The sequence below is a fragment of the Nonomuraea sp. NPDC050691 genome (genome assembly GCF_040654455.1).
In the GTDB taxonomy this organism is placed as follows: domain Bacteria; phylum Actinomycetota; class Actinomycetes; order Streptosporangiales; family Streptosporangiaceae; genus Nonomuraea.
This window is the reverse complement of the sequence record NZ_JBFAIA010000039.1, coordinates 1-20,138: the sequence shown is the minus strand read 5'-3', so window position 1 is coordinate 20,138 and position 20,138 is coordinate 1. Positions and strand designations below refer to the sequence as shown.

The window sequence follows — 20,138 nt, the reverse complement described above, 5'->3', positions numbered from 1 at the left end:
GGCCCATCGCGAGGGGCCGCCGGCTTCAGAGGTTGGTGCGGCGCGTGGACGCGGCGACCCCTCCGGGCCGGGACCGGGGTGCCGACGGGCTGCGTGGCCTGGCGATCCTCGGCGTGGTGGCCGGCCACTGGCTGGTCACCGCGCTGGTCGCCGACAGCGGGGCCCTGCGCGTCGCCAGCCCGCTGCGGCACATGCCCTGGCTCGCTCCCGTCTCCTGGGTCTTCCAGACCATGGCCGTCTTCTTCCTCGTCGGCGGGTGGACGGCCGCCGGGAGTCACGCGTCCGCCCGGGGACGCGGCGACTCGTACGGGCGCTGGCTGCGCGGCCGGATGGCGCGGCTGTTCAGGCCGCTCACCGCCCTGGTGGCCGTGTGGGGCGCGGTGGTGGTCGTGATGCTCGCCTCCGGGGCCGACGTCGCGACGGTACAGGCCCTGGCCAAGCTGGTGTGGTCGCCGCTGTGGTTCCTGCTGGTCTTCGCCGTGCTGACGGCGGCCACGCCGGTGGCGGTCAGGCTGTCTCCCGTGTGGCCGCTCGCGGTCGTCGCCGGGACCGATCTGGTCAGGTTCGGGCTGGACGGGCCGGCCTGGGCCGGCTGGGTGAACGTGGCCGCCGGATGGCTGGTGCCGTACTGCCTGGGCGCCTCCTGGGCCGGCGGTCGGACGCCGGGGCGGCGGTTCGGGTGGGCGCTGCTGCTCGGTGGCGCCGCCGTCACGGCCGCGCTCGTGCTGCGGGCCGGATACCCGGCCTCCATGGTCGGGGTGCCCGGCGCCCGCGTCTCCAACCAGTCCCCGCCGACCCTCGCGGCCGTGACCTTCGGGCTGGCCCAGAGCGGTGCCGCCCTGCTGCTGCTGGGCCCCTTACGGAGGGTGCTGAGCCGTCCCGTCGCCTGGGCGGCCGTGGCGCTGGTCAACCTGTCGGCGATGACCGTCTACCTCTGGCACCAGACGGCCATGATCGCGGTCACCGGGCTGGGCATGCTTGCGGGCCGCCCGCTGCCGGGCCTGCACACGGTGCCGGGGTCCGCCGCGTGGGTGGCCGTCCGGCTGGCCTGGCTGCCGGTGTTCGGGTGCGCCCTGGTGGTGTGCGTGGCGGCGTTCCGGCCGGACGGACGCAGATCCGGGGCGTCAGCCGAAGACGGCGTCGCGGGCCAGGTCGAGGGCCGTCAGGACGGCGCCCTGGAGCACCGCGTTGCCCGCCATCGTGCTGGGTCGTACCTCCGCGGGAGCGGGTGAGAGCGCTCTCAGACGCCCGGACACCAGGGCGGCCAGCGTGTCGCCGCCGGCGCGGCCCGTGGCGCCGCCCAGCACCACCAGCCCCGGGTCGAGGATGGTGACCAGCGCGGCCGCGCCCTTGGCGATCCGGCCCGCCAGCACCTCCGGGGGCAGGCCGCGGGCGACCTCGGCGGTCACCTGATCGCAGTACGGCCTCCCGTCCACCTCCAGGAAGCCGATCTCGCCCGCGCCGCCCGAGACGCCCCGCCGCAGCCGGCCGCCCAGGACGACCGCGGCGCCCACCCCGTCGTCCAGCCAGAGCAGCACGAAGTCCTCGCTCCCCGCGGCCGCGCCGTTCCGCAGCTCGGCGACGGCGGCGAGGTTCACCTCGTTCTCCAGGGTCACCGGCACTCCGAGGCGCCCGCGCACGTCGTCCGGGAGGCCGGGACGCCAGCCTGGCACGTCGTTCGGGGCCCCCAGGTCACCGCTGCGCGGGTCCACGAGGCCGGGCGCCCCGATCACGACGGCCTCCAGCGCCCGCCCGGACGCGGCCTCCGTGATCGCCCCCGCGACGAGGCCGGGCAGATCCGCGGCAGGCCCGGAAGGGGCCAGGGGTGTGATCTCGCGGGTGGACGTCCCCACGGTGTTCCCCGTGATGTCCGCCACCGTGGCGTGGACGGCCGAGCGGCGCACGTCCACCCCGGCCACGTGGGCGCGGCCCGCCACGATCCCGTACAGCCGGGCGTTGGGGCCGCGCCGGTCCTCGCCGTACTCGCCCGTGACCTCGATGAGGCCGCGCTCCATGAGCCGTTCGATGAGGTCGGACACCGTCGGCCGGGACAGGCCCGTGAGCGCGCGCACCTGGGGAGCGGTCAGGGGCCCGCGCTGGAGCAGCAGGTCCAGGGCCAGCCGGTCGTTGATGGCGCGAGCCAGCGACGGGGTCGCGCCATCGCCGGCGTGTTCGCCGTGCACGGCGCCGTCGCCGGCAGCCTGGCCACCCGCATCCCCTGGATCCAGGACCACCTCGCCCTCGACCCGAGCACGCTCGGACTCGCCCTGCTGTGTCCCCCGATCGGCGCCGTCCTCGGCATGCCCTGGCCGGACGGCTGGCGCACCGCGTCGGTGGGCGCGCCGCCACCCGGCTCCTGCTCCCCCTCTGGTGCTCGGGGCTGGCCCTTCCCGCGCTGTCGCCCGCCCCCGGCTGGCTGTTCGCGGCCTTCCTCGTGTCCGGCGTGGCCGCCGGGACGTGCGACGTGATTATGAACGCGCAGGCCGTCGTCCTGGAACGCCGCCTCGGACGCTCGATCATGTCCGGGCTCCACGGCATGTGGGGTGTGGGGAGCCTGGTGGGAGGCGGCGCCGGCACCCTGGCCGCGCAGGCGGCCCTCGACGCCCGGCTCCACCTCGGAGGCGCGGCCCTCGTGCTGCTCGCCGTCGGGAGGGTCGCCGGACGTGGCCTCCTGCCCGGCGACGGGCCACGGGCCGTGGTCCCGGGCGACGGCCGGGCGCCCTCGGGGCCGCGGTTCGCCCTGCCCTCGGGGGGCCTGGTGGTCATGGGGATCATCGGGTTCTGCGCCACCTTCGCCGAGGGGGCCGGCGCGAACTGGGCCGCCGTCTACCTCATCGACGTCACCGGCGCGGGCCCGGGACCGGCCGCGGCCGGCTACACGACCCTCATGCTCTGCATGGCGGGAGCCCGGCTGATCGGTGACCGGGTCGTCCGGCGGGTCGGGCCCGTGACGGCCGTGCGGGCGGGTGGCGTCCTGGCCGTCGCGGGCGGCGCCGTCGTCGTCGCCTCCCGCGCGCCGCTGGCCGGCGTGGCCGGGTTCGCGCTCATGGGGGCGGGGGTCGCGGTGATCATGCCGCTGGTCATCGCGGCGGCCGGCAGGACGGGCACGACACCCGGGGCCGGGGTCGCGGGCGTCGCGTCGATCACGTACCTGTCGGGGCTGACGGCGCCGGCGGTCACCGGGTGGATCGCGGGCGCCGTCTCCTACCCGGTGGCGTTCGCCGTGATCACCGCCGTGGTGGCGCCGGTGACCCTCCTCGCGCCGGCCCTCCGTGAGAAGGACCCTGACTCCCGGACGGACCGGGAGCCGGGCCCCGGCTCTCAGCGGCCCGAGATCAGGTCGGCGAGGCGGGCGTAGGCAGAGGTCGTCGTGCCCCGGTCGTTCTCGTGGCGGTCGGCCGCCCGGTACAGCGCGTAGATCAGCTGCACCCCCGTCCAGCGCAGCGGCTCCGGCTCCCACTGCCGCACCTGCCGCCCGACCCACGGCAGCGCCGTCAACTCCGTGTCGCGCCGCAGCACCAGGTCGCGCAGCGTACGGCCGGCCAGGTTCGTCGTGGTCACGCCGCTGCCCACGTAGCCGCCCGCCCAGCCGAGCCCCGTCGCGTGGTCGAGGTGGACGGTCGAGCACCAGTCGCGCGGCACGCCCAGCACCCCGCACCACGCGTGCTGCACCCGGGCGTCGGCCGCGGCCGGGAACAGCTTGACCAGCATCCGCCACAGCAGCGCCACCGTGGACGCCTGGGTGGCGCCGCGGTGGTCGGTGCGCGAGCCGTACCGGTAGGGCACGCCGCGCCCGCCGATGGCGATCCGGTCGTCGGCCGTCCGCTGGGCGTAGATGTAGGCGTGGGCCTGGTCGCCCAGCAGCTCGCTGCCCGACCAGCCGATGTGCTTCCACACCTCGGCCGGCAGCGGCTCGGTCACGATCATGGAGCTGTTCATCGGCAGCCACTGCCGGTGCTGGCCGTCGAGGCTGGCGGTGAAGCCCTCGGTGGCGCGGATGACGTAGTCGGCCCGGACCGTGCCCCGGGTGGTGACCGCCGCGGCCCGCCCGCCGCCCCGGCGGGGCAGGATCGCGGTGACGGTCGTGTCCTCGAAGACGTCCACGCCGAGCTCCACCACGGCCCGGGCCAGGCCGAGGGCGAGCTTGGCCGGCTGGATGCGGGCGCAGTGCGGCGAGTAGGTGGCCTCCAGCGTGCCGGCGACCTGGAGCCGTTCCCGCTGCTCGTCGCGGTCGAGCGGCCGGACGTCGTCCTCCCCGTACCCCCAGGCGCGCAGCTCGGCCGTCTCGGCGCGCAGCCGCCGCCGCTGCGCCGGGTTGGTGGCGACGTGCATGACGCCGCCCTTGTGGAGGTCGGCGTCGATGCCCTCGTCGCGGGTCACCTCGATGACCTCGTCCACCGTGCGGAACATCTCGCGCTGCAGGTCGATCATGGCCTGCCGGCCGCGCGCCTTGGCGTGCCGCTTGCGCGACCCGGCGAACTCGGCCGACAGCCAGCCACCGTTGCGCCCCGACGCGCCGAACCCGGCGAACTCCCTCTCGAGGACCGCCACGCGCAGCCCGGGGTCGGCCTTCTTCAGGTAGTACGCGGTCCACAGGCCGGTGTAGCCGCCGCCGACGATCGCCACGTCGTAGTCGCGGTCGCCCGGCAGCGGGGCGCGCCGGGCGGGCGTCCCGGTCTGCCGGAACCAGAAGGAGACGCCGCCGTTGGCGAAGTCGGCGGTCAGCGGCACGCCGGGCTTCACGGCGCGCTCACGGCGCCGGTGCGCCGCCCCTTGGCCCGGGACGGAAGGGTGGAACAGCGGGTCACTCTGATCTCCTGGTTCTTTCGGTCGGGTCGGGGGGTCGGACGGTGTCCCGCTTTCCTCTTCGGCCGCGCCGGGCGGGCGGCCCGGAGCGGTGGCGCAGGTGCGCCCCCGTGCTCCGGTGGTGCAGGTTCATGCCCCATGGAAACGTGGCCATGCCGAGCATGGGGTCAGGTGGCCGGGGTGGGCGGGCTCACCACCCACAGGACCTCGGCGGTGTGCTCGCCGTCGTTGGCCACGCGGTGGGGGACCGAGGTGCGGTACTCCACGCTGTCGCCGGGGCCGAGGACGTGCCGGGTGGCCTCGCCGGGCGGCCCGAGCCAGAGCGTGACCTCGCCGCGGATCACGAGCAGGATCTCCTGCGAGTCGCCGTGCGTGTACGGCTCAGCTCCGGTGGAGGAGCCCGGGTCGAACTCCCCGGCGTACATCTCCAGGTTGCGCAGCGGCCGCTGGGAGATCAGGTACTTGCGCGCGCCCGGCCCGGCGGGCAGCTCGGGACGCCCGGAGCGGGGCACCACCCGGTGCCCCACCTGGTCGTCCTCGCTGAACAGGTCGGCCACGGTGACGCCGAGGGCGAGCGCGATCCGGCGCAGCATGCCGACGCTCGCGCCGGCCTGGCCGCGTTCGAGCTGGCTGATGAAGCTGGCGCTGGCGCCGGCCTCGCCGGCGAGCCCGCGCACGGTCATCCGGCGCATGGTGCGGTACGCGCGGACGCGGGCGCCCAGGCGCGCCGTCTCCGACTCGCTCATCGAACCCCTCGACCGGCTGGACTGAACAAGTTGTTAAGTGGCAACGAAAGGACCGTACAGAGACCGGAGAAAGCCCAGCAAGGGGCCCCGGCATAACGAGTCCGCAACGCGGCCGGAGCACGGGCAGGCGTCTGCCCCGCCCGGATCCGGGTAGGGACGCCGCCATGGCTCGCATCGCATCGGAATCCCTGGTCGAACGGCTCGCCGAATGGGGTGTCGACACCGTCTTCGGCATGCCCGGCGACGGCATCAACGGCATCATGGAGGGCCTGCGCCGCCATCGCGACAAGGTGCGCTTCGTCCTCGTCCACCACGAGGAGGCCGCGGCGTTCATGGCCACCGGCTACGCCAAGGCCACCGGGAGGATCGGCGTGTGCCTGGCCACCTCGGGGCCCGGCGGCATCCACCTGCTCAACGGCCTGTACGACGCCAAGCTCGACCACGCGCCCGTGCTGGCGATCACCGGCATGCAGGAGACCGCCGTGCTCGGCACGGGCTACCAGCAGGAGGTCCACCTCGATCGGGTCTTCGAGGACGTGGCCGAGTACAACATGATGGTCACCAACCCTGAGCAGCTCCCGGCCGTGGTGGACCTCGCGGTCCGCACCGCCTACGCCCGGCGCGGCGTCGCCCACCTCACGATCCCCAACGACGTCCAGGTGGCCGAGGACGGGGAGGCGCCGTTCGCGCACGTCGGGCCGGTGCGCGCGCCGCAGTCCACCGCGGCGTACCTGCGCCCGCCGGGTGTGCCGCGGCAGGAGCACCTCGACGCGGCGGCCGAGCTGCTCAACGCCGCCGAACGGCCCGCCCTGCTGGTCGGCGCGGGCGCGCTGCACGCCCGCGAGGAGGTGCTGGCCGTCGCCGCGGCGCTCGGCGCGCCCGTGGTCAAGACGCTGCCCGGCAAGGCCGTCATCCCGGACGACTCGCCGTACACGACCGGCGGCATCGGCCTGCTCGGCACCCGCCCGAGCGAGGAGCTCATGGACGACGCCGACGCGCTGCTCATGGTCGGCACGAACTACCCCTACACCAAGTACCTGCCCCGGCCGGAGAAGGTGCGGGTGGTGCAGATCGAGGCCGATCCGGCCCGCGCGGGGGCGCGCATGCCCACCGACGTGCCCATGGTCGGCGACGCCCGCGACGCCCTGCGGGCGCTGCTGCCCCTGCTGAACGCGCGGGACGATCTCTCCCACCTGCGCGCGTACCAGAAGAGGACGGCCGCCTGGCGCTCCGACATGGAGGCGCTGGAGAATCCCGAGCGCGACCCGATCGCGCCGCAGTACGTGGTGTCGGTGCTCGACGACCTGGCCGCCGGCGACGCCATCATGACGTGCGACAGCGGCACCATCGCCACCTGGGCCGCCCGCCACTGGACGATCCGCGACGGCCGCGAGTTCTACCTGTCGGGCAACCTCGCCTCGATGGCGCCCGGCCTGCCGTACGCGATCGCCATGCAGCACGCCCACCCGGGCCGGCAGGTGATCGCGTACGTCGGCGACGGCGGCTTCGCCATGCTCATGGCCGAGTTCCTGACGGCCGCCCGCCACGGACTGCCGGTCAAGGTCGTGATCAACAACAACAACTCCCTCGGCCAGATCCTGTGGGAGCAGATGGTGCTCGGCTACCCCGAGCACGGCGTGCGCTTCCCCGACCCCGAGCCGGACTACTCCGCGTGGGCCGTCTCGTGCGGCGGGTTCGGCGCGAAGGTGACGAAGCCAGGCGACGTCCAGGGGGCGATCGGGGCGGCCCTCGCGCACGACGGGCCCGCGCTGGTGGACGTGGCGGTGAACCCGAACGAGCCGCCCATGCCCGGCAAGGTCACCTACGAGCAGGCCAAGAAGTTCGCCCAGGCCTTCCTCAAGGGCCAGCCGCACAAGGCGGCCATCGCCACCACCCTGTTCAAGGACCGGATCGAGAAGTTCGGCGATTGATCACGAAAGATCGCTGAAGGGTGCGAAAGCGCCGCCCCTTGCGTCACTTTTGGCAATACTTGCACCATGGCGAACGAAAGGGCGAATGAAGGGGCGTTGAATGCACGATGACCTGCAGGCCACCATCGAGAGCCTGGTCGAGGAGTACGGCCGGCAGTTCCGCGAGGTCAACGAGGCACACGCCCGCCTCAGCGAGGTCACGGCGACGGTCTCCAACGGCGACGTGACCGTCACGGCGGGCCCGCAGGGCAGGATCGACGAGATCGTCTTCCACCCCCGCGTGTACGGCCGGCTGTCGCCCACGGAACTGGCCCGGGCCGTCCAGGAGCAGATCGCCAGGGCCCAGGCCGAGGTGGCCGAGCGGTCGCACGAGATCATGGCCCCGCTCATGCCCGAGGGCCTGGACGACGAGGACCTGGCGGGCGGCGCCTTCGACCTGGGCGCGCTGTTGCCGGACCCGCCGGTCCCGCCCGCCTCCGGCCGTCACGGACAGGAGGGCCGCCGTTGAGCGGGTGGGCCGAAGGGTTCGACGTCGCCTGGGCCCGCATGCGCCGGGCCGGCTCCTGCTGGAGCGCCCCCGCGGAACGGCTGCGCGAGGCGCGCGGGCTGGTGGACGGCGTGCTCGCCGCCGCCCCGTGGGGCCAGGACCAGTACGGTCAGCAGTTCGCCGCCGACTTCGCCACCCGGCTGGACGGCCTGGCCGGAGGCTGCGAGCAGGGCGCCCGGAGCATGGACGACCTGGAGGAGCAGGTCGACACGGCCGCCCGCACCTACCAGCGGGTCGACCAGCCGTACCGGCGGACCTGACGCGTGGACCTGCGTTCGCTGCTCGGCCCCGTCTTCCCGATCGTGGAGCCGTTCCTCGGCTGGGTCGTCGGCATGGACTATCCCGAGACCGACAGCCGGCAGTGCCTGGACCAGGCCCGCGTCCTGCGCGCGGCGGCCAAGCTCTGCCGCACGGCGGGCACCGAGGGCGACGAGGCGCTCCGGCTCGTGCTCCAGTACGCCAAGGGTCCCGCCGCCGACGCGCTCAGCGGCCACTGGAAGCGGTACACCACCGAGGACCCCGCCTTCCTGGAAGCGCTGGCGGCCTCCAGCGAGGACGCCGCCGACCGGCTGGAGCGTTACGGCCTCGACAGCGACTACACGCAGAAGTACATCGCGCTGTGCCTCGTCCTGCTCGCCTTCGTGCTGCTGCGCACCCGGGCGCTCGCGCCGCTCACGGGCGGCCGGTCCCTGATGTTCGAGGGCCCCGCCTGCCGCCTCGCCCGCCTGAACGTCCGGATCGTCGCGAAGATGTTGCTGCTCAGCATCGCCTTCATGACCGGGCTGGACGCCGGGGTGCAGATCTGGCAGTTCGCCGAGGGCAAGCGGCACTCCTGGGACACGGACAAGACGGTGGCCGCCCTGGAGGGCGGCCTGCTCACCGGTCTCGCCTTCGTGGCGCTGGGCGCGGGGGTGGTCCGGCTGGGCGGCCCCAGGCTGCTCGGCAGCGGGGTGCTCAAGGCCGACATGACCTCCCGCGAGCGGGTCGCCGCCTGGCTCACCCACACCATGGGCGGGGTCGCGACCCAGAGCGCCGTCGCCTCGGCCATCGGCTCGGTGCCCATGCTCATGGAGTCGGGGCAGCTCACCGCGGAGAACCTGGCCAAGGCGCTGGTCTCGGGGTTCGTCGGGGGCATCGACGGCCGGGTGGGCCGCCCCGACCACGCCTCGCTGAAGACGGGCGCCGGCTACGACCTGCCGCTGCTGGGGGAGGCGCCCCGGCTGGGGGACGCGCCGCTTGCCCACAAGCCCTCCCCGGACAAGGGTCTGACCGACCGCAGCCTGGCCGACTCTGGCCTGGCCGACCCGAGCATGGCCGGCAAGGCCGACCGTGGCACGGCCGGCTTCGGTTCGCCGGACAAGGGCCTGGCGGGTGAGGGCCCGGGCGGGACGACGCTCGCCGGGGCGGGGCACACGCCGAAGGCGGATCCGCACGTGGGCGTCACCCCGCGGGCGGAGGCGCCCGTGTCCGGCGGGGACCGCGTGCTCGCGGACGCCGGCGTCTCCTACCACTTCGGCGCCGAACGCCCCGACCCGCCCGGCGGCGTCCCGCACGACGGCGCGCCCGGCGGTCACCACGGGGCCGATCACCCCGGGGCCGGTCGCCACGAGAGTGGGCGCGGGGTGCTCGAACTCACCGACACGCACCGGGAGGTCGTCCGCCAGTCCAGGCTCGAGGTCGACGCGGGCCTCTGGTACCGCGAACCTGGTGGGCGCGCCCTGCCCACGGCCGACATGCGGCTGCTGCGCCACACCGAGGGCATCGTGGACGTGGGCATCAGGGCCGACCGGGACGGCTTCCTCGTGGGCGACCGGCGGCTGTCGGCCCGCGACCTCGGCGCGATGCTCGCCCACGACCCGAAGGTGATGGCCGACCCGGACGCCAAGATCCGCCTCATCGCGTGCGACGTCGGCCAGAACCGGGCCGCGCTCCAGGAGATCGCCGACATCACCGGCCGGACGGTCGTCGCCGCCGACAAGTACGTCTACATCGGCGCCGACCGGCTGCCCCACACGGGCGGCGTCCCCGAGTACCGGCCCGACGGCCGTCCCGTCTTCCGCGAGGACGGGAACTGGCACCACGTCCAGCCGGAGCGGCCGCACGAGCAGCCGGCCGTCCCGATGGAGGTGCCCCGGCAGGCGCGCGAGCTGCCACAGGGGCCGATCGACGAGGCGGCGCTCAAGGAGCGGCTGAAGCGGGAGCGGCCCAAGGTGGACTACCTCGACGCCGGCCAGCACGGCGTGGTGCAGACCTACCGTTTCTACTCCGACGGCCTGGTCCTCATCCGCAAGCTTCACACCTACGGCCAGGTGACGCTGCTGAAGGATCTGCTCGCCTCCCTCGTCGGCCGCGCCATCGGCGCGTCGGTGCCGCACATCGTCCGCGACCCCACCAACCGCGAGGCTGTCTTCATGCAGGTCGTGGACGGCACCCCCGTGGAGAGGCTGTCCGCCGGTGAGCTGGAGCGCTATCTGTCCAGTGAGGCGGGCAAGCGGCTCGGCCTGCTGGACGCGCTGGTCTCCAACACCGACCGCCGGCGCCTCAACTGGCACGCCCACGGACGGGACCAGCTGACCGGACTTGACCTCAGCCGGTCCTTCTCCTTCAAGGAGGACAGAGTCGAGTTCGCGCAGAACGACTTCTCCCACCATTACATGGACCCCGAAGGTGGCTGGATCGACAACGGGCTCACCCGCGCCGAGATGGAGACCATCACCGACCAGATCACGGCTTTGCGGCCCGAGTTCGAGCGGCTGCGCCGCCTCCACTGGTACGAGGACATGCTGGACAACCTCTACCAGGTGAGCTGGCACGCCATGGGCGACGCGCCGGGCCCGGCCTCGCCCGCCCACCACTTCGGCTACACCGACGCCCCCGCGGTCTTCGACGGCATCCGCGACCAGGCGCAGGCGATCTTCCAGACGCGGTGGCGGGTGGCGGACGTCGTGCCGCTCCTGCTCGACTCCGGGGGGAGCCGCCGGGGGTTCGGCCTGGAGCTGGAGTACAGCCTGCCCGGGGTGCCGAAGGAGCAGCACGCCGCCGTCAACGAGCGGATCGCCCGCGCCCTCCACGACGCCGGCCTCAGCCACGATCGGCAGGTCCTCGACCACCACGTCGGCCACGAGCGGGGCTACGGCGAGGACGCGACAGGCTGGTGGGTCGAGACCGAGCGGACGAACTCGGTGGCCGGTGAGGTGGTCTCGCCGATCCTGCGCGACACGCCCGAGACCTGGCGCAGGCTCGCCCAGGTGGTGGAGATCATCCGCGCCCACGGGGGTGAGGTCGGGCCGGGCGTGGGCGGCCACATCCACGTCGGCACGCCCGATTACCGCACCGTGGTCAACTACCTCAAGCTCCTCGACAACGTCCGGGCCAACCAGGACGTCCTGTACCGGCTGGCGCAGAACCCGCTCGCCGAGGGCGGCCTGCACCGGGGATACAAGCACTGCGTGCCCAACGTGCCCCGCCCCGGCCTCAGGCCGTACCATTTCGGGGCGCTCGCCGAGGCCAACGACGCCACGATGGCGGTCAGCATGACCACGGTCCACGGGCGGATCGACGACCACGTCCAGTTCCGGCTGTTCGACGGGACGCTGGAGCCCGGCGTCATCCAGGCGCAGGCGCGCCTCACCCTCGCCCTCGCCGACGGCGCGCCGGCCGGGCTCGGCGAGGGGCAGGCGCCCGAGCTGCTGGGCCACCACCGGGAGCACGGCGACGACTCCGAGTCGTTCCGCCGCCTGCTGGACGGGCTGCCGCTGCGCGACATCGACAAGGAGCAGCTCATCAGCCTGTACGCCATCACGAACTGGCAGCCGTCCGTGCTCGAACGCTACAGCTCCAGGAGACAGGGATGATCAAGGTGGCGCGCGTGTTCGACGGGGTGAGGGACGGGGTGCCGTACTTCGAGCCCGGGCATCCCCGCGTGCCGGAGGCGGACGAGCGGCGGCGGCTGGCCCGCTACCTGGAGGCCGGCACGCCCTTCCTGGCGACCACCGGTCTCGACGTGGACCGCGTCGACCCGGGACGCGGCCAGGTGGTGCCGGTGAGCTTCCGCACCGACGGCGTCTACGTCTGGACCGACACGGTCACCTACTACCTGCGCACCCACCTCCTGCGGCCGGACCCCGAGCTGTGCGCGCACATCGCCGCCGCCGGGTACGCCTGCCCGCCGGTCGGCACGGAGGAGGCGGCCCGCGTCCTCGCCGAGTTCCAGCGTTTCTCCCAGGAGGCGTGAACGCGGGTCAGGCCCGCTGCCCCGGGGCCGCCGGCCGGCCCGCAGGTCCTCCAGCAGGCCAGGAACTGGGCGCGGTGGGAGCTGGGCTCGTCCACCGGCGGCGGCCACGGCACCTCGGCGGCGCCGTCGGCCGGGGTGTAGGTCCAGTTGGCTCCAGTCGCCGAGCAGCTCCAGCAGCAGGTCCATCTGGTGGATGCCGAGGCCCATCGCGGGGCCGCCGCCCTCGGTCTCCCAGCGTCCCCGCCAGGGCACGGCGTAGTAGGCGTCGTCGCGGAACCAGATGGTCTGGCAGTGCGCGACGTACGCGGCGCCGAGCGCCCCCTCGGCGATCAGCCGGCGCAAGTGCTGCGAGCTGGAGCCGAACACCGCTGCTAAAACACGATCGCCGCGTAGGGCCCGCCCTCCCGCTCGGCGGCGAGCATGGCGTCGTACTCGGCCAGCGACAGGCACGGCGGCTTCTCGCACCACACCCACGCCCCGGCGCGCAGCGCGGCCGCCGCCTGGGCGCTGTGCAGGGCGGGCGGGCTGGTGATGACGACGAGGTCCGGGCGCGTGTCCGCGAGGGTCCGGTGGAGGTCGTCCGAGGCGTACGGCAGGCCGAGCTCGGCGGCGAACGCCTTGGCCAGTTCATCGGTGGCGTCCACGACCGCGACCACCTCCACGGGGACCGCCGGGCCGCTCCGGTGCCCGGCCCTCCACCAGCACCGGACCGTCCTGACTCGATCCTCACTGCCGTTGTTGACGCCGTCGCAGGCGCGGGCTACCGTCGTCTCAAAATCTAAAGGAAACTTTACTAATAGTTTCCTGTGGATCCCTCCCATCCCACCCCCCAGACACCGGATGCCGGAGAATCATGAGACACAGACCGCTCAGCAAGGTCCTGGCGGGGGTGGCGGCGCTCCTGCTGCCGCTGACCGCCGCCGTCGCCGTCCCGCCCGCCGCCCAGGCCGCCCCCGCGATCAGCGCCCGGGCCGCCGCCTTCCTCGCCGACTGGGCGCCGAACGTCGCCTACGCCACCGGCGCCCGCGTCACCTACAACGGCGTCACCTACGAGTGCATCCAGGGCCACACCTCCCAGACCGGCTGGGAGCCGCCCAACGTGCCCGCCCTCTGGAAGCCGGTCACCGGAGGCGGCGACACGCAGGCGCCCAGCGCGCCGGGCAATCTCCGTTCGACCGGGGTGTCGTCGAGCAGCGTGTCGCTGGCGTGGAGCGCCTCGACGGACAACGTGGGGGTGACCGGCTACGACGTGTACCGGGGGAGCAGCCGGGTCGCGACCGTGGCCGGGACCTCGTACACCGACTCGGGGCTGGCCGCGAGCACGTCGTACACGTACACGGTGCGGGCGCGTGACGCGGCCGGCAACGTGTCGGCGGCGAGCCCGGCCGTGACCGCCACCACCACCACGGGCGGTGGCGGAGGCGGTGACAAGCTGCTCGGCTACTTCGTCCAGTGGGGCGTCTACCAGCGCGGCTACCACGTCAAGAACATCGACACCAGCGGCTCGGCCGCCAAGCTCACCCACATCAACTACGCGTTCGGCAACGTGCAGAACGGGCAGTGCGTGATCGGCGACAGCTACGCCGACTACGACCGGTTCTACAGCGCCGCCGAGAGCGTCGACGGCGTCGCCGACACCTGGGACGCCGGCGCGCTGCGCGGCAGCTTCAACCAGCTGCGCAAGCTCAAGAAGAAGTACCCGAACCTCAAGGTGCTGTTCTCCTTCGGCGGCTGGACCTGGTCGGGCGGCTTCACCCAGGCCGCGGCGAACCCCGCGGCGTTCGCCGACTCCTGCTACCGGCTCGTCGAGGACCCGCGCTGGACCGACGTGTTCGACGGCATCGACATCGACTGGGAGTACCCGAACGCCTGCGGCCTCACCTGCGACAGCAGCGGCCCGGCCGCGTTCCGGAACCTCATGTCGGCGCTGCGCTCCCGGTTCGGCTCCGGCAACCTGGTCACGGCCGCCATCACCGCCGACGGCACCTCCGGCGGCAAGATCGACGCGGCCGACTACGGGGGCGCCGCCGCGTACGTCGACTGGTACAACGTCATGACGTACGACTACTTCGGCGCCTGGGCGGCGCAGGGGCCGACCGCCCCCCACTCGCCGCTGACCTCCTACGCCGGCATCCCCACCGCCGGCTTCTACTCCGACAACGCCATCCAGAAGCTCAAGTCCAAGGGCGTCCCGGCGGGCAAGCTGCTGCTCGGCATCGGCTTCTACGGCCGCGGCTGGACCGGCGTCACCCAGGCCGCGCCCGGCGGTACCGCCTCCGGCCCCGCGCCCGGCACGTACGAGCAGGGCATCGAGGACTACAAGGTCCTCAAGACGCGCTGCCCGGCCACCGGCACGGTCGCCGGCACCGCGTACGCCTCCTGCGGCGGCCAGTGGTGGAGCTACGACACGCCGGCCACGATCGGCGGCAAGATGGGCTACTCGAAGGACCAGAGCCTCGGCGGCGCGTTCTTCTGGGAGCTCAGCGGCGACACGACGGGCGGCGAGCTGATCACGGCCATGCGCGACGGCCTCGGCTGACGCCCGGGTGAGCAGGAGGGGCCGGTCCGCCACCTCGGGGACCGGCCCTTCTCAGGACGGCCGCTGGAGCAGGCGTACGGCCTCGTCGTGGGTGTCGCGGACGGTCAGGGGCGCGGGACTGAGCGCGTCCAGGCGGCGCCGGAAGTCCACGGTCAGGCCGGTCAGCACCATGGCCCCGGCCTTGGCGCCGTCCACCTGCTGCTGCGCGGTGATCAGCGCGGCGACGCCCATCGCGTCCCAGAACGTCACCGCGCCCAGGTCGAGCAGTAGCCGCGGCTCGGGGCCGGCGGAGACGATCTCGCGGACGACTCCGGCGAGCTCCTGCGCGGCCTCGTCGCCGAGTGTCCCGGACAGCTCCAGCACGATGTGCGAGCCCCGGTCGTGGCGGGTGAGGCCGAACGGCTCGCCGTGCCCGTCCGGCGGCAGGGCGAAGTCGGCGACGGCGACGGTGCCCTCCGGCCCGGAGCCGATCGTGAACCGGTCGGGCAGGAAGCGGGCGATCCACAGCCCGTGCCCGTGCTCGACCGGCCAGCGGGCGGCGTCGGGCATGGGGGCCCGCCGCGTCTCACCGCCGGCCTGCCCGGTGACGGGGCCGCAGTCGCCGACCTGGCCGGCGGGGCGCGTGGCCAGGGCCGGGCCCGCGTCGCTGATCTCGCACCGCAGCATGTCGCCCACCCGCCAGATCCGCACCCGGCCCGTCCCCGCGCCGTGGACCACCGCGTTGGTCGCCAGCTCGTGCACGGTGATCACCAGGTCGACGGCCCGGCCGCCGGGCATGCCGGCGTGCGTGGCGTGCGCCTCCAGCGTGGCGCGCAGCGCGTACAGCAGGTCGGCGTCGAACCCCTGGTCGAGGATGAGGCGCCGCTGGTCCTGGGTGGTGGGCGGGGTGTTCACGGACTCGTCATCGACCATGGCCGGTCACCAGACTGATCCCGGGAAGGCCGCCGGCCCCCAGGAGCACGAATCTCGACGCCGTGATCCGGCTGCAGCGCAGGTCCACCTTGCGGTCGGGGGCGACGCTCCGCGCCGCCTCCAGGATCATGCGGGCGCTGGACAGGTCGATGAACGTCAGCTCCGCCATGTTGATGGTGATGTCGCTCTCTCCCCGGATCGCCTCGGTCAGCGCCATCCTCAAGGGGTCCTCGGCGGTCCGGTCCATCTGGCCGGCCAGCCGGATGCCGGGTGGCGCGTACTGGCGGCATATGCGTAGCAGCGGGGAGCTGTGGTAGGTCGCGGCGGCCACCGAGCGGGTGTGGAACGGCGACACCGAGGCCAGGGTGACCGGGTCGAAGCGGTCGCGGTCGTACTGGCACAGCACCGAGACCGTCGTGTCGGCCAGCGCGGTGGCGATCTCCTTCTCGAACGCCGGCAACTGCTCGATCCCGCTGATCGGCCGCAGCGCCCAGCCCATGTCGAGCGCCACGCGCAGCCCGGAGTAGCCCTCGCTCGCGGTCAGGTCGATCTGGTCGCGCAGCCAGCCCATCGCGTGCTCCACCGCGAACGCCTGCCCCGACAGCAGGCCGTCCTGGCAGGCCAGGACCTCCATCCGGCCGGCGGCGGTGGCGGAGCGCACGGAGATCCCGCGGCGGCCCAGCTCGGTCAGCGCCTCCTGCGGCTCCTCCGACAGCCACACCACCCGCAGCCCGCCCGACAGGCCGTCGCGCACGAACGCCGCGGTCAGGTCGAGCAGCTCCTCGGGCTCGCCGAAGGTCAGGCACGCGTGATCGTTGACCCTGAGGTCCGTGATCTGAACTTCGGCGTCAACCGTCACAGCGTCACCCATCTCCTCGCGGCCACCGCCGCGCCCCGTACCGCCGGAGACTCCAGGGTAGTGACCGGCGGCAATCCCCCACACCTCCCGGTCGGAACGTCCGCCGGGCGCTCGCGGGGCCTCCCCGGCCCGTACCCGTGCCCACCCTGCCGCGGCCCACACCTGCGCCGCGAACCGGCGGCCCGGATCGGGCGCCGTCCATCACCGTCATCCGCGCAGATCGTGCGATCGGTGACCTACGCGGTGAGCGACGACACCGACGTGGGTCACCACAGCTCGATCGAGCGGGCGAAGATGCCCGCCACGTCGTCCTCGGTGACCGGCAGGGGAGCGGTCGCGAGCAGGCGCTGCTGCCGCATCGTGCCCTCGGCGAGCGCGCCGACGTCGCCCGGTCCGTACCCGACGGCGCCGATCCCGTTGGGCACGCCGACGTCGCGCATCAGGTCGATGAGGACGCCCGGCAGGAACTCGGCCGGATCGGACGGCTCCTCCCGGTCCGGGGCGAGCAGTCGCGCGGCGCGCAGGTGCCGTTCCGGCGCCGCCGCGAATGTGAACCGGAACGCCTCCGGCGCCGTGAGCGCGACGGACATGCCGTGCGGCACCATCGGCTCGTCACCGGGATAGTCCTTGGGGCGGAAGTCGCGCACCCGCCCCGCGATCGGGTAGGCGTTGGCGTGCGGGATGTGCACGCCGGCGTTGCCGAAGCCCAGCCCGGCGAACGTCGCGGCCAGCGCCATCTCGCCGCGGGCCGCCGTGTCGCCGCCGTGGCGCACGGCCCGCCGGAACGCCCCGGCCAGCAGCCGCATGGCCTGCTCGGCCCACATGTCGGAGATCGGGTTGGCGCCGCAGTACGGCACGCGTTCCTCGGGACGCTTGCGCTCACTGGAGGTGTACCAGCGGGCGGTGTAGCTCTCGACCGCGTGGCAGAGGATGTCCATCCCGGCCGCGGCGGTCACTCCCGGAGGCTGGGTGAGCGTGAGACGCGGGTCCACGACGGCGAGCGACGGGCGCAGCGCGGCGTGGCTGATGCCGGTCTTGACCTTGAGCGACAGCACGTCGAGGACGCAGATGGTGGTGCTCTCCGCGCCCGTGCCGGTGGTCGTGGGCACGGCGACGAGCGGCTTGAGCGGCTCGGCGGGGGCCCGGCCGAGCCCGACCGGGGCGTTGACGTAGTCCATCAGCTCGCCGGGGTTGGTGAGCATCAGGTCGACCGCCTTGGCGGTGTCGATGCTGGAGCCGCCGCCGACGGCGACGAGCGCGTCCCAGGGACCGGTGGCGCGGGCGTGCGCGACGGCGGCCTCCAGGGAGGCGTCCGTCGGCTCGACGTGGACCTGGTCGTACACGTGGGCGTCGATGCCGTGGGCGCGGATCCCCTCGGCGATCCGGTGCGGTGCGCCGGTGGCGGCCACGCCGTGATCGGTGACGATCAGGACGCGCCGGACGTCGCCGTACCGGCTCAGGTCGAAGCCGATCTCGTCGGAGGCGCCGTCGCCGAACTTGAGCCGGGGCGCGCCGTAGGTGAAGACGGTCTCGGGGGTGACCGGAGGCGTGGTCGTCATGTCCGGTTCCCTACCCGTCGGCGGCCGTCGCCCGCGCATGGGTCCGTGGTCAGGTGGATGAGTAGGGTGTCGGCATGCGGGTGATCTGGCGGGTCTTGATGGTGTCCGCCGCTCTTGTCGGGATCGTCTGTCTGTCGTCCGCCATCCGCACGCCCTGGGTGTACTTCACCGCGCAGAGCAACGGCCTGCTCGTGCTCTACTACGGCTGGCGGCTGCTCGGCGGGCAGGGGCCGGCCGGGCTCAAGGGCGCCGTCACGCTCTACCTCACGATCACCGGCCTGGTCGCGCACTTCTACCTGACGGGCGGGGGCGACCCGCTCCTCCTGCTCGACCGCGGGCCGCGCGGGATCGGCAACCTGCTGCTGCACTACGTGACGCCCCTCATGGCGGTCGCCGACTGGCTGGTGTGGGACCGCGACCGCCGGCCCTCGTGGGCCGCCCCGCTCACCTGGCTGGCCTTCCCCCTGGTGTACGCGGCGTTCGTGGTGGTCCGGGCGCCGTCGCTGCCGCCGGGCACGCGGCGCAGGTACGTGTACCCGTTCCTGGACGTGGGACGGCTCGGCTGGGACGGGTTCGCTATGGCGGTGGCCGTGCTGGCCGCGTGTTTCGTGGTGACCGGATACGCGCTGCTCGTCCTCCACCGGCTGGCGGGACGGCGCGCGCAGCCCGGGACTCTCGCCGAAGGGGATGCTCCGGGATGAGTGCGGCCGGGAAAGCAGAAGCCCCAGGCTTGCGGCCCGGGGCTTCGGTGCGATGTGTGGACGATACTGGGATTGAACCAGTGACCTCTTCCGTGTCAGGGAAGCGCTCTCCCGCTGAGCTAATCGTCCGTATTGAGTTGACACTCAGAGCGGAAGACGGGATTCGAACCCGCGACCCTCACCTTGGCAAGGTGATGCTCTACCACTGAGCCACTTCCGCATGGCGTTGCACTTTACTTTAGCGGATCCCGTGAGGGCCCGCCGCCTGCCGAGGTGGAGACGGGATTTGAACCCGTGTAGACGGCTTTGCAGGCCGCTGCCTCGCCTCTCGGCCACTCCACCAGGAGATCGAACTCCGAGCGGAAGACGGGATTCGAACCCGCGACCCTCACCTTGGCAAGGTGATGCTCTACCACTGAGCCACTTCCGCGTGTCTCCGGCGAAGTGCCGGCCACGGGAAAACCATATCGCCTCCTGGGAGTGCCCGCGCGCGTCCGGCGGCCTCCAGGCCGAATTCGCCGCCCGAATCGAGAGCGGATGCCGGCCGTTCACCGGACGGCCCCGCCCGGCACGCGGTCGTGTGCCGGGCGGCCGGCCGGACGCTCATCGGATCACGCGCACGTCCCGCGCCCGCACGAACGCCACCCGATGGCCGAGCTGGATCTGGTAGAACCGCCGCGTGCCCGTGACCATGACGTGCGCGTCCCGGTCGAAGGAGCCGCCCTTGAGGTACGAGCCCGGCAGGGTCTGTCCCAGCGTGTACCTCTGGCCGGGCCGGATCACGTACGCCAGTGGCGTGCGCTCCTGGTAGGAGACGCCCGTCCCCTTGTACGCCGGATGGCCGGGGTAGGCGCGGCCGTACACCCTGACGTCGTCCCCGCGCGGCGTCACCAGCGGCCCGGAGGCGGGGATCGCGGTCGGCGCCGCGGCCGGGTTGCGGAACCACGCCTTCAGACCCAGGTACCAGATCGCCGTCCAGTCGCCCCGCCGGTCGGCCACGGCGAAACGCTGGCCGGTGGAGGCGCGGGCGCTGTGGTCGTACACGCCGTACGTGCTGGCCTTGCCCACCCGCTTGCCGATGTCGTCGATCAGGGGCGCGTCGTCGCGCGGCTCGGTGCGCAGCCACACGGACGAGGCGCCGTGCGGCTCGCAGGCCCGCGCCGGCTTGTCCTTGACGCAGCCGGTGAAGCGGGGCTGGTTGGTGCCGTAGTAGGGCAGGATGATCACCGACTTGCCGGGGGCCGCGCCACCCGCCGCGGGCACGACGGCGGTGCCGGCGGACGCGGGCATGCCGGTGGTGCCGG

At 73.5% G+C, this 20,138-nt stretch carries 16 protein-coding genes, 4 tRNA genes and 2 pseudogenes; 9 read left to right on the top strand and 13 right to left on the bottom strand.

Annotated elements, in window-relative coordinates:
- Positions 1-44 precede the first annotated feature (44 nt).
- The gene (locus AB0H81_RS17315) at positions 45-1,232 is read left to right on the top strand and encodes an acyltransferase (protein ID WP_358375390.1); all 1,188 of its coding nucleotides are present in this window, start codon (positions 45-47) and stop codon (positions 1,230-1,232) included.
- On the opposite strand, the gene AB0H81_RS17310 is transcribed toward AB0H81_RS17315, so the two are convergent.
- Positions 1,125-2,183, bottom strand: a complete 1,059-nt coding sequence (locus AB0H81_RS17310; RefSeq protein ID WP_358375388.1) for an ROK family transcriptional regulator — start codon at positions 2,181-2,183, stop codon at positions 1,125-1,127. The two genes, AB0H81_RS17315 and AB0H81_RS17310, sit on opposite strands and share 108 nt — an antisense overlap.
- Before the next feature lie 89 nt (positions 2,184-2,272).
- Between AB0H81_RS17310 and AB0H81_RS17305 the strand changes: the two genes are divergently transcribed.
- Entirely contained in the window at positions 2,273-3,358 is a 1,086-nt protein-coding gene (locus AB0H81_RS17305) for an MFS transporter (protein WP_358375386.1), read from the top strand.
- On the opposite strand, the gene AB0H81_RS17300 is transcribed toward AB0H81_RS17305, so the two are convergent.
- Both AB0H81_RS17300 and AB0H81_RS17295 read right to left on the bottom strand, forming a co-directional pair.
- Positions 3,322-4,743 (bottom strand): FAD-binding oxidoreductase, encoded by a 1,422-nt coding sequence (locus AB0H81_RS17300; protein ID WP_358375384.1) that lies wholly within the window; start codon positions 4,741-4,743, stop codon positions 3,322-3,324. The two genes, AB0H81_RS17305 and AB0H81_RS17300, sit on opposite strands and share 37 nt — an antisense overlap.
- A 230-nt stretch (positions 4,744-4,973) precedes the next feature.
- Positions 4,974-5,552, bottom strand: a complete 579-nt coding sequence (locus AB0H81_RS17295; protein ID WP_358375382.1) for a cupin domain-containing protein — start codon at positions 5,550-5,552, stop codon at positions 4,974-4,976.
- Between the two features lie 164 nt (positions 5,553-5,716).
- Between AB0H81_RS17295 and AB0H81_RS17290 the strand changes: the two genes are divergently transcribed.
- The 5 genes from AB0H81_RS17290 (at position 5,717) to AB0H81_RS17270 (ending at position 12,264) form a co-directional block, all read left to right on the top strand.
- Positions 5,717-7,483, top strand: a complete 1,767-nt coding sequence (locus AB0H81_RS17290) for a thiamine pyrophosphate-dependent enzyme (RefSeq protein WP_358375380.1) — start codon at positions 5,717-5,719, stop codon at positions 7,481-7,483.
- 100 nt (positions 7,484-7,583) lie between these two features.
- Positions 7,584-7,991, top strand: a complete 408-nt coding sequence (locus tag AB0H81_RS17285; protein ID WP_358375378.1) for a YbaB/EbfC family nucleoid-associated protein — start codon at positions 7,584-7,586, stop codon at positions 7,989-7,991.
- Entirely contained in the window at positions 7,988-8,290 is a 303-nt protein-coding gene (locus AB0H81_RS17280) for a type VII secretion target (protein WP_358375377.1), read from the top strand. Before AB0H81_RS17285 ends, AB0H81_RS17280 begins: the two co-directional genes overlap by 4 nt.
- A 3-nt stretch (positions 8,291-8,293) precedes the next feature.
- Complete coding sequence (locus AB0H81_RS17275; RefSeq protein ID WP_358375375.1) at positions 8,294-11,884, top strand: hypothetical protein; 3,591 nt, start codon at positions 8,294-8,296, stop codon at positions 11,882-11,884.
- Positions 11,881-12,264: a hypothetical protein gene (locus tag AB0H81_RS17270; RefSeq protein ID WP_358375436.1), complete on the top strand. Its 384-nt coding sequence runs from the start codon at positions 11,881-11,883 to the stop codon at positions 12,262-12,264. Before AB0H81_RS17275 ends, AB0H81_RS17270 begins: the two co-directional genes overlap by 4 nt.
- A gap of 189 nt (positions 12,265-12,453) precedes the next feature.
- Here the strand turns inward: AB0H81_RS17270 and AB0H81_RS17265 are convergent.
- Both AB0H81_RS17265 and AB0H81_RS17260 read right to left on the bottom strand, forming a co-directional pair.
- Positions 12,454-12,630, bottom strand: a pseudogene (locus tag AB0H81_RS17265) (Gfo/Idh/MocA family oxidoreductase); the annotation flags it as partial.
- A gap of 5 nt (positions 12,631-12,635) precedes the next feature.
- Positions 12,636-12,908 (bottom strand): Gfo/Idh/MocA family oxidoreductase, encoded by a 273-nt coding sequence (locus AB0H81_RS17260; protein ID WP_358375373.1) that lies wholly within the window; start codon positions 12,906-12,908, stop codon positions 12,636-12,638.
- A gap of 209 nt (positions 12,909-13,117) precedes the next feature.
- On the opposite strand from AB0H81_RS17260, the gene AB0H81_RS17255 reads away from it, so the two are divergent.
- The gene (locus tag AB0H81_RS17255) at positions 13,118-14,803 is read left to right on the top strand and encodes a glycosyl hydrolase family 18 protein (protein WP_358375371.1); all 1,686 of its coding nucleotides are present in this window, start codon (positions 13,118-13,120) and stop codon (positions 14,801-14,803) included.
- 51 nt (positions 14,804-14,854) lie between these two features.
- On the opposite strand, the gene AB0H81_RS17250 is transcribed toward AB0H81_RS17255, so the two are convergent.
- The 3 genes from AB0H81_RS17250 to AB0H81_RS17240 all read right to left on the bottom strand — a co-directional run bounded on the left by AB0H81_RS17250 (position 14,855) and on the right by AB0H81_RS17240 (position 18,133).
- The gene (locus AB0H81_RS17250; protein WP_358375369.1) at positions 14,855-15,715 is read right to left on the bottom strand and encodes an ATP-binding protein; all 861 of its coding nucleotides are present in this window, start codon (positions 15,713-15,715) and stop codon (positions 14,855-14,857) included.
- Positions 15,705-16,574, bottom strand: coding sequence for an MEDS domain-containing protein (locus tag AB0H81_RS17245; protein ID WP_358375368.1), 870 nt, complete (start codon positions 16,572-16,574; stop codon positions 15,705-15,707). The genes AB0H81_RS17250 and AB0H81_RS17245 overlap by 11 nt, the downstream gene beginning before the upstream one ends.
- Positions 16,575-16,840: 266 nt before the next feature.
- Positions 16,841-18,133, bottom strand: coding sequence for a hydroxyacid-oxoacid transhydrogenase (locus tag AB0H81_RS17240; RefSeq protein ID WP_358375367.1), 1,293 nt, complete (start codon positions 18,131-18,133; stop codon positions 16,841-16,843).
- A 74-nt stretch (positions 18,134-18,207) separates the two neighbouring features.
- On the opposite strand from AB0H81_RS17240, the gene AB0H81_RS17235 reads away from it, so the two are divergent.
- On the top strand, positions 18,208-18,834 hold the full coding sequence (locus AB0H81_RS17235) for a Pr6Pr family membrane protein (protein WP_358375365.1): 627 nt from the start codon (positions 18,208-18,210) through the stop codon (positions 18,832-18,834).
- A 57-nt stretch (positions 18,835-18,891) separates the two neighbouring features.
- On the opposite strand, the gene AB0H81_RS17230 is transcribed toward AB0H81_RS17235, so the two are convergent.
- From AB0H81_RS17230 to AB0H81_RS17210, 5 genes and pseudogenes are all read right to left on the bottom strand, one after another.
- Positions 18,892-18,963 (bottom strand) — tRNA-Val (locus tag AB0H81_RS17230).
- Between the two features lie 19 nt (positions 18,964-18,982).
- A tRNA-Gly gene (locus AB0H81_RS17225) sits at positions 18,983-19,054 on the bottom strand.
- A 51-nt stretch (positions 19,055-19,105) separates the two neighbouring features.
- Positions 19,106-19,176, bottom strand: a tRNA-Cys gene (locus tag AB0H81_RS17220).
- Positions 19,177-19,192: 16 nt separating this feature from the next.
- A tRNA-Gly gene (locus AB0H81_RS17215) sits at positions 19,193-19,264 on the bottom strand.
- A gap of 173 nt (positions 19,265-19,437) precedes the next feature.
- Positions 19,438-20,138: pseudogene (locus AB0H81_RS17210) on the bottom strand (N-acetylmuramoyl-L-alanine amidase); the annotation flags it as partial.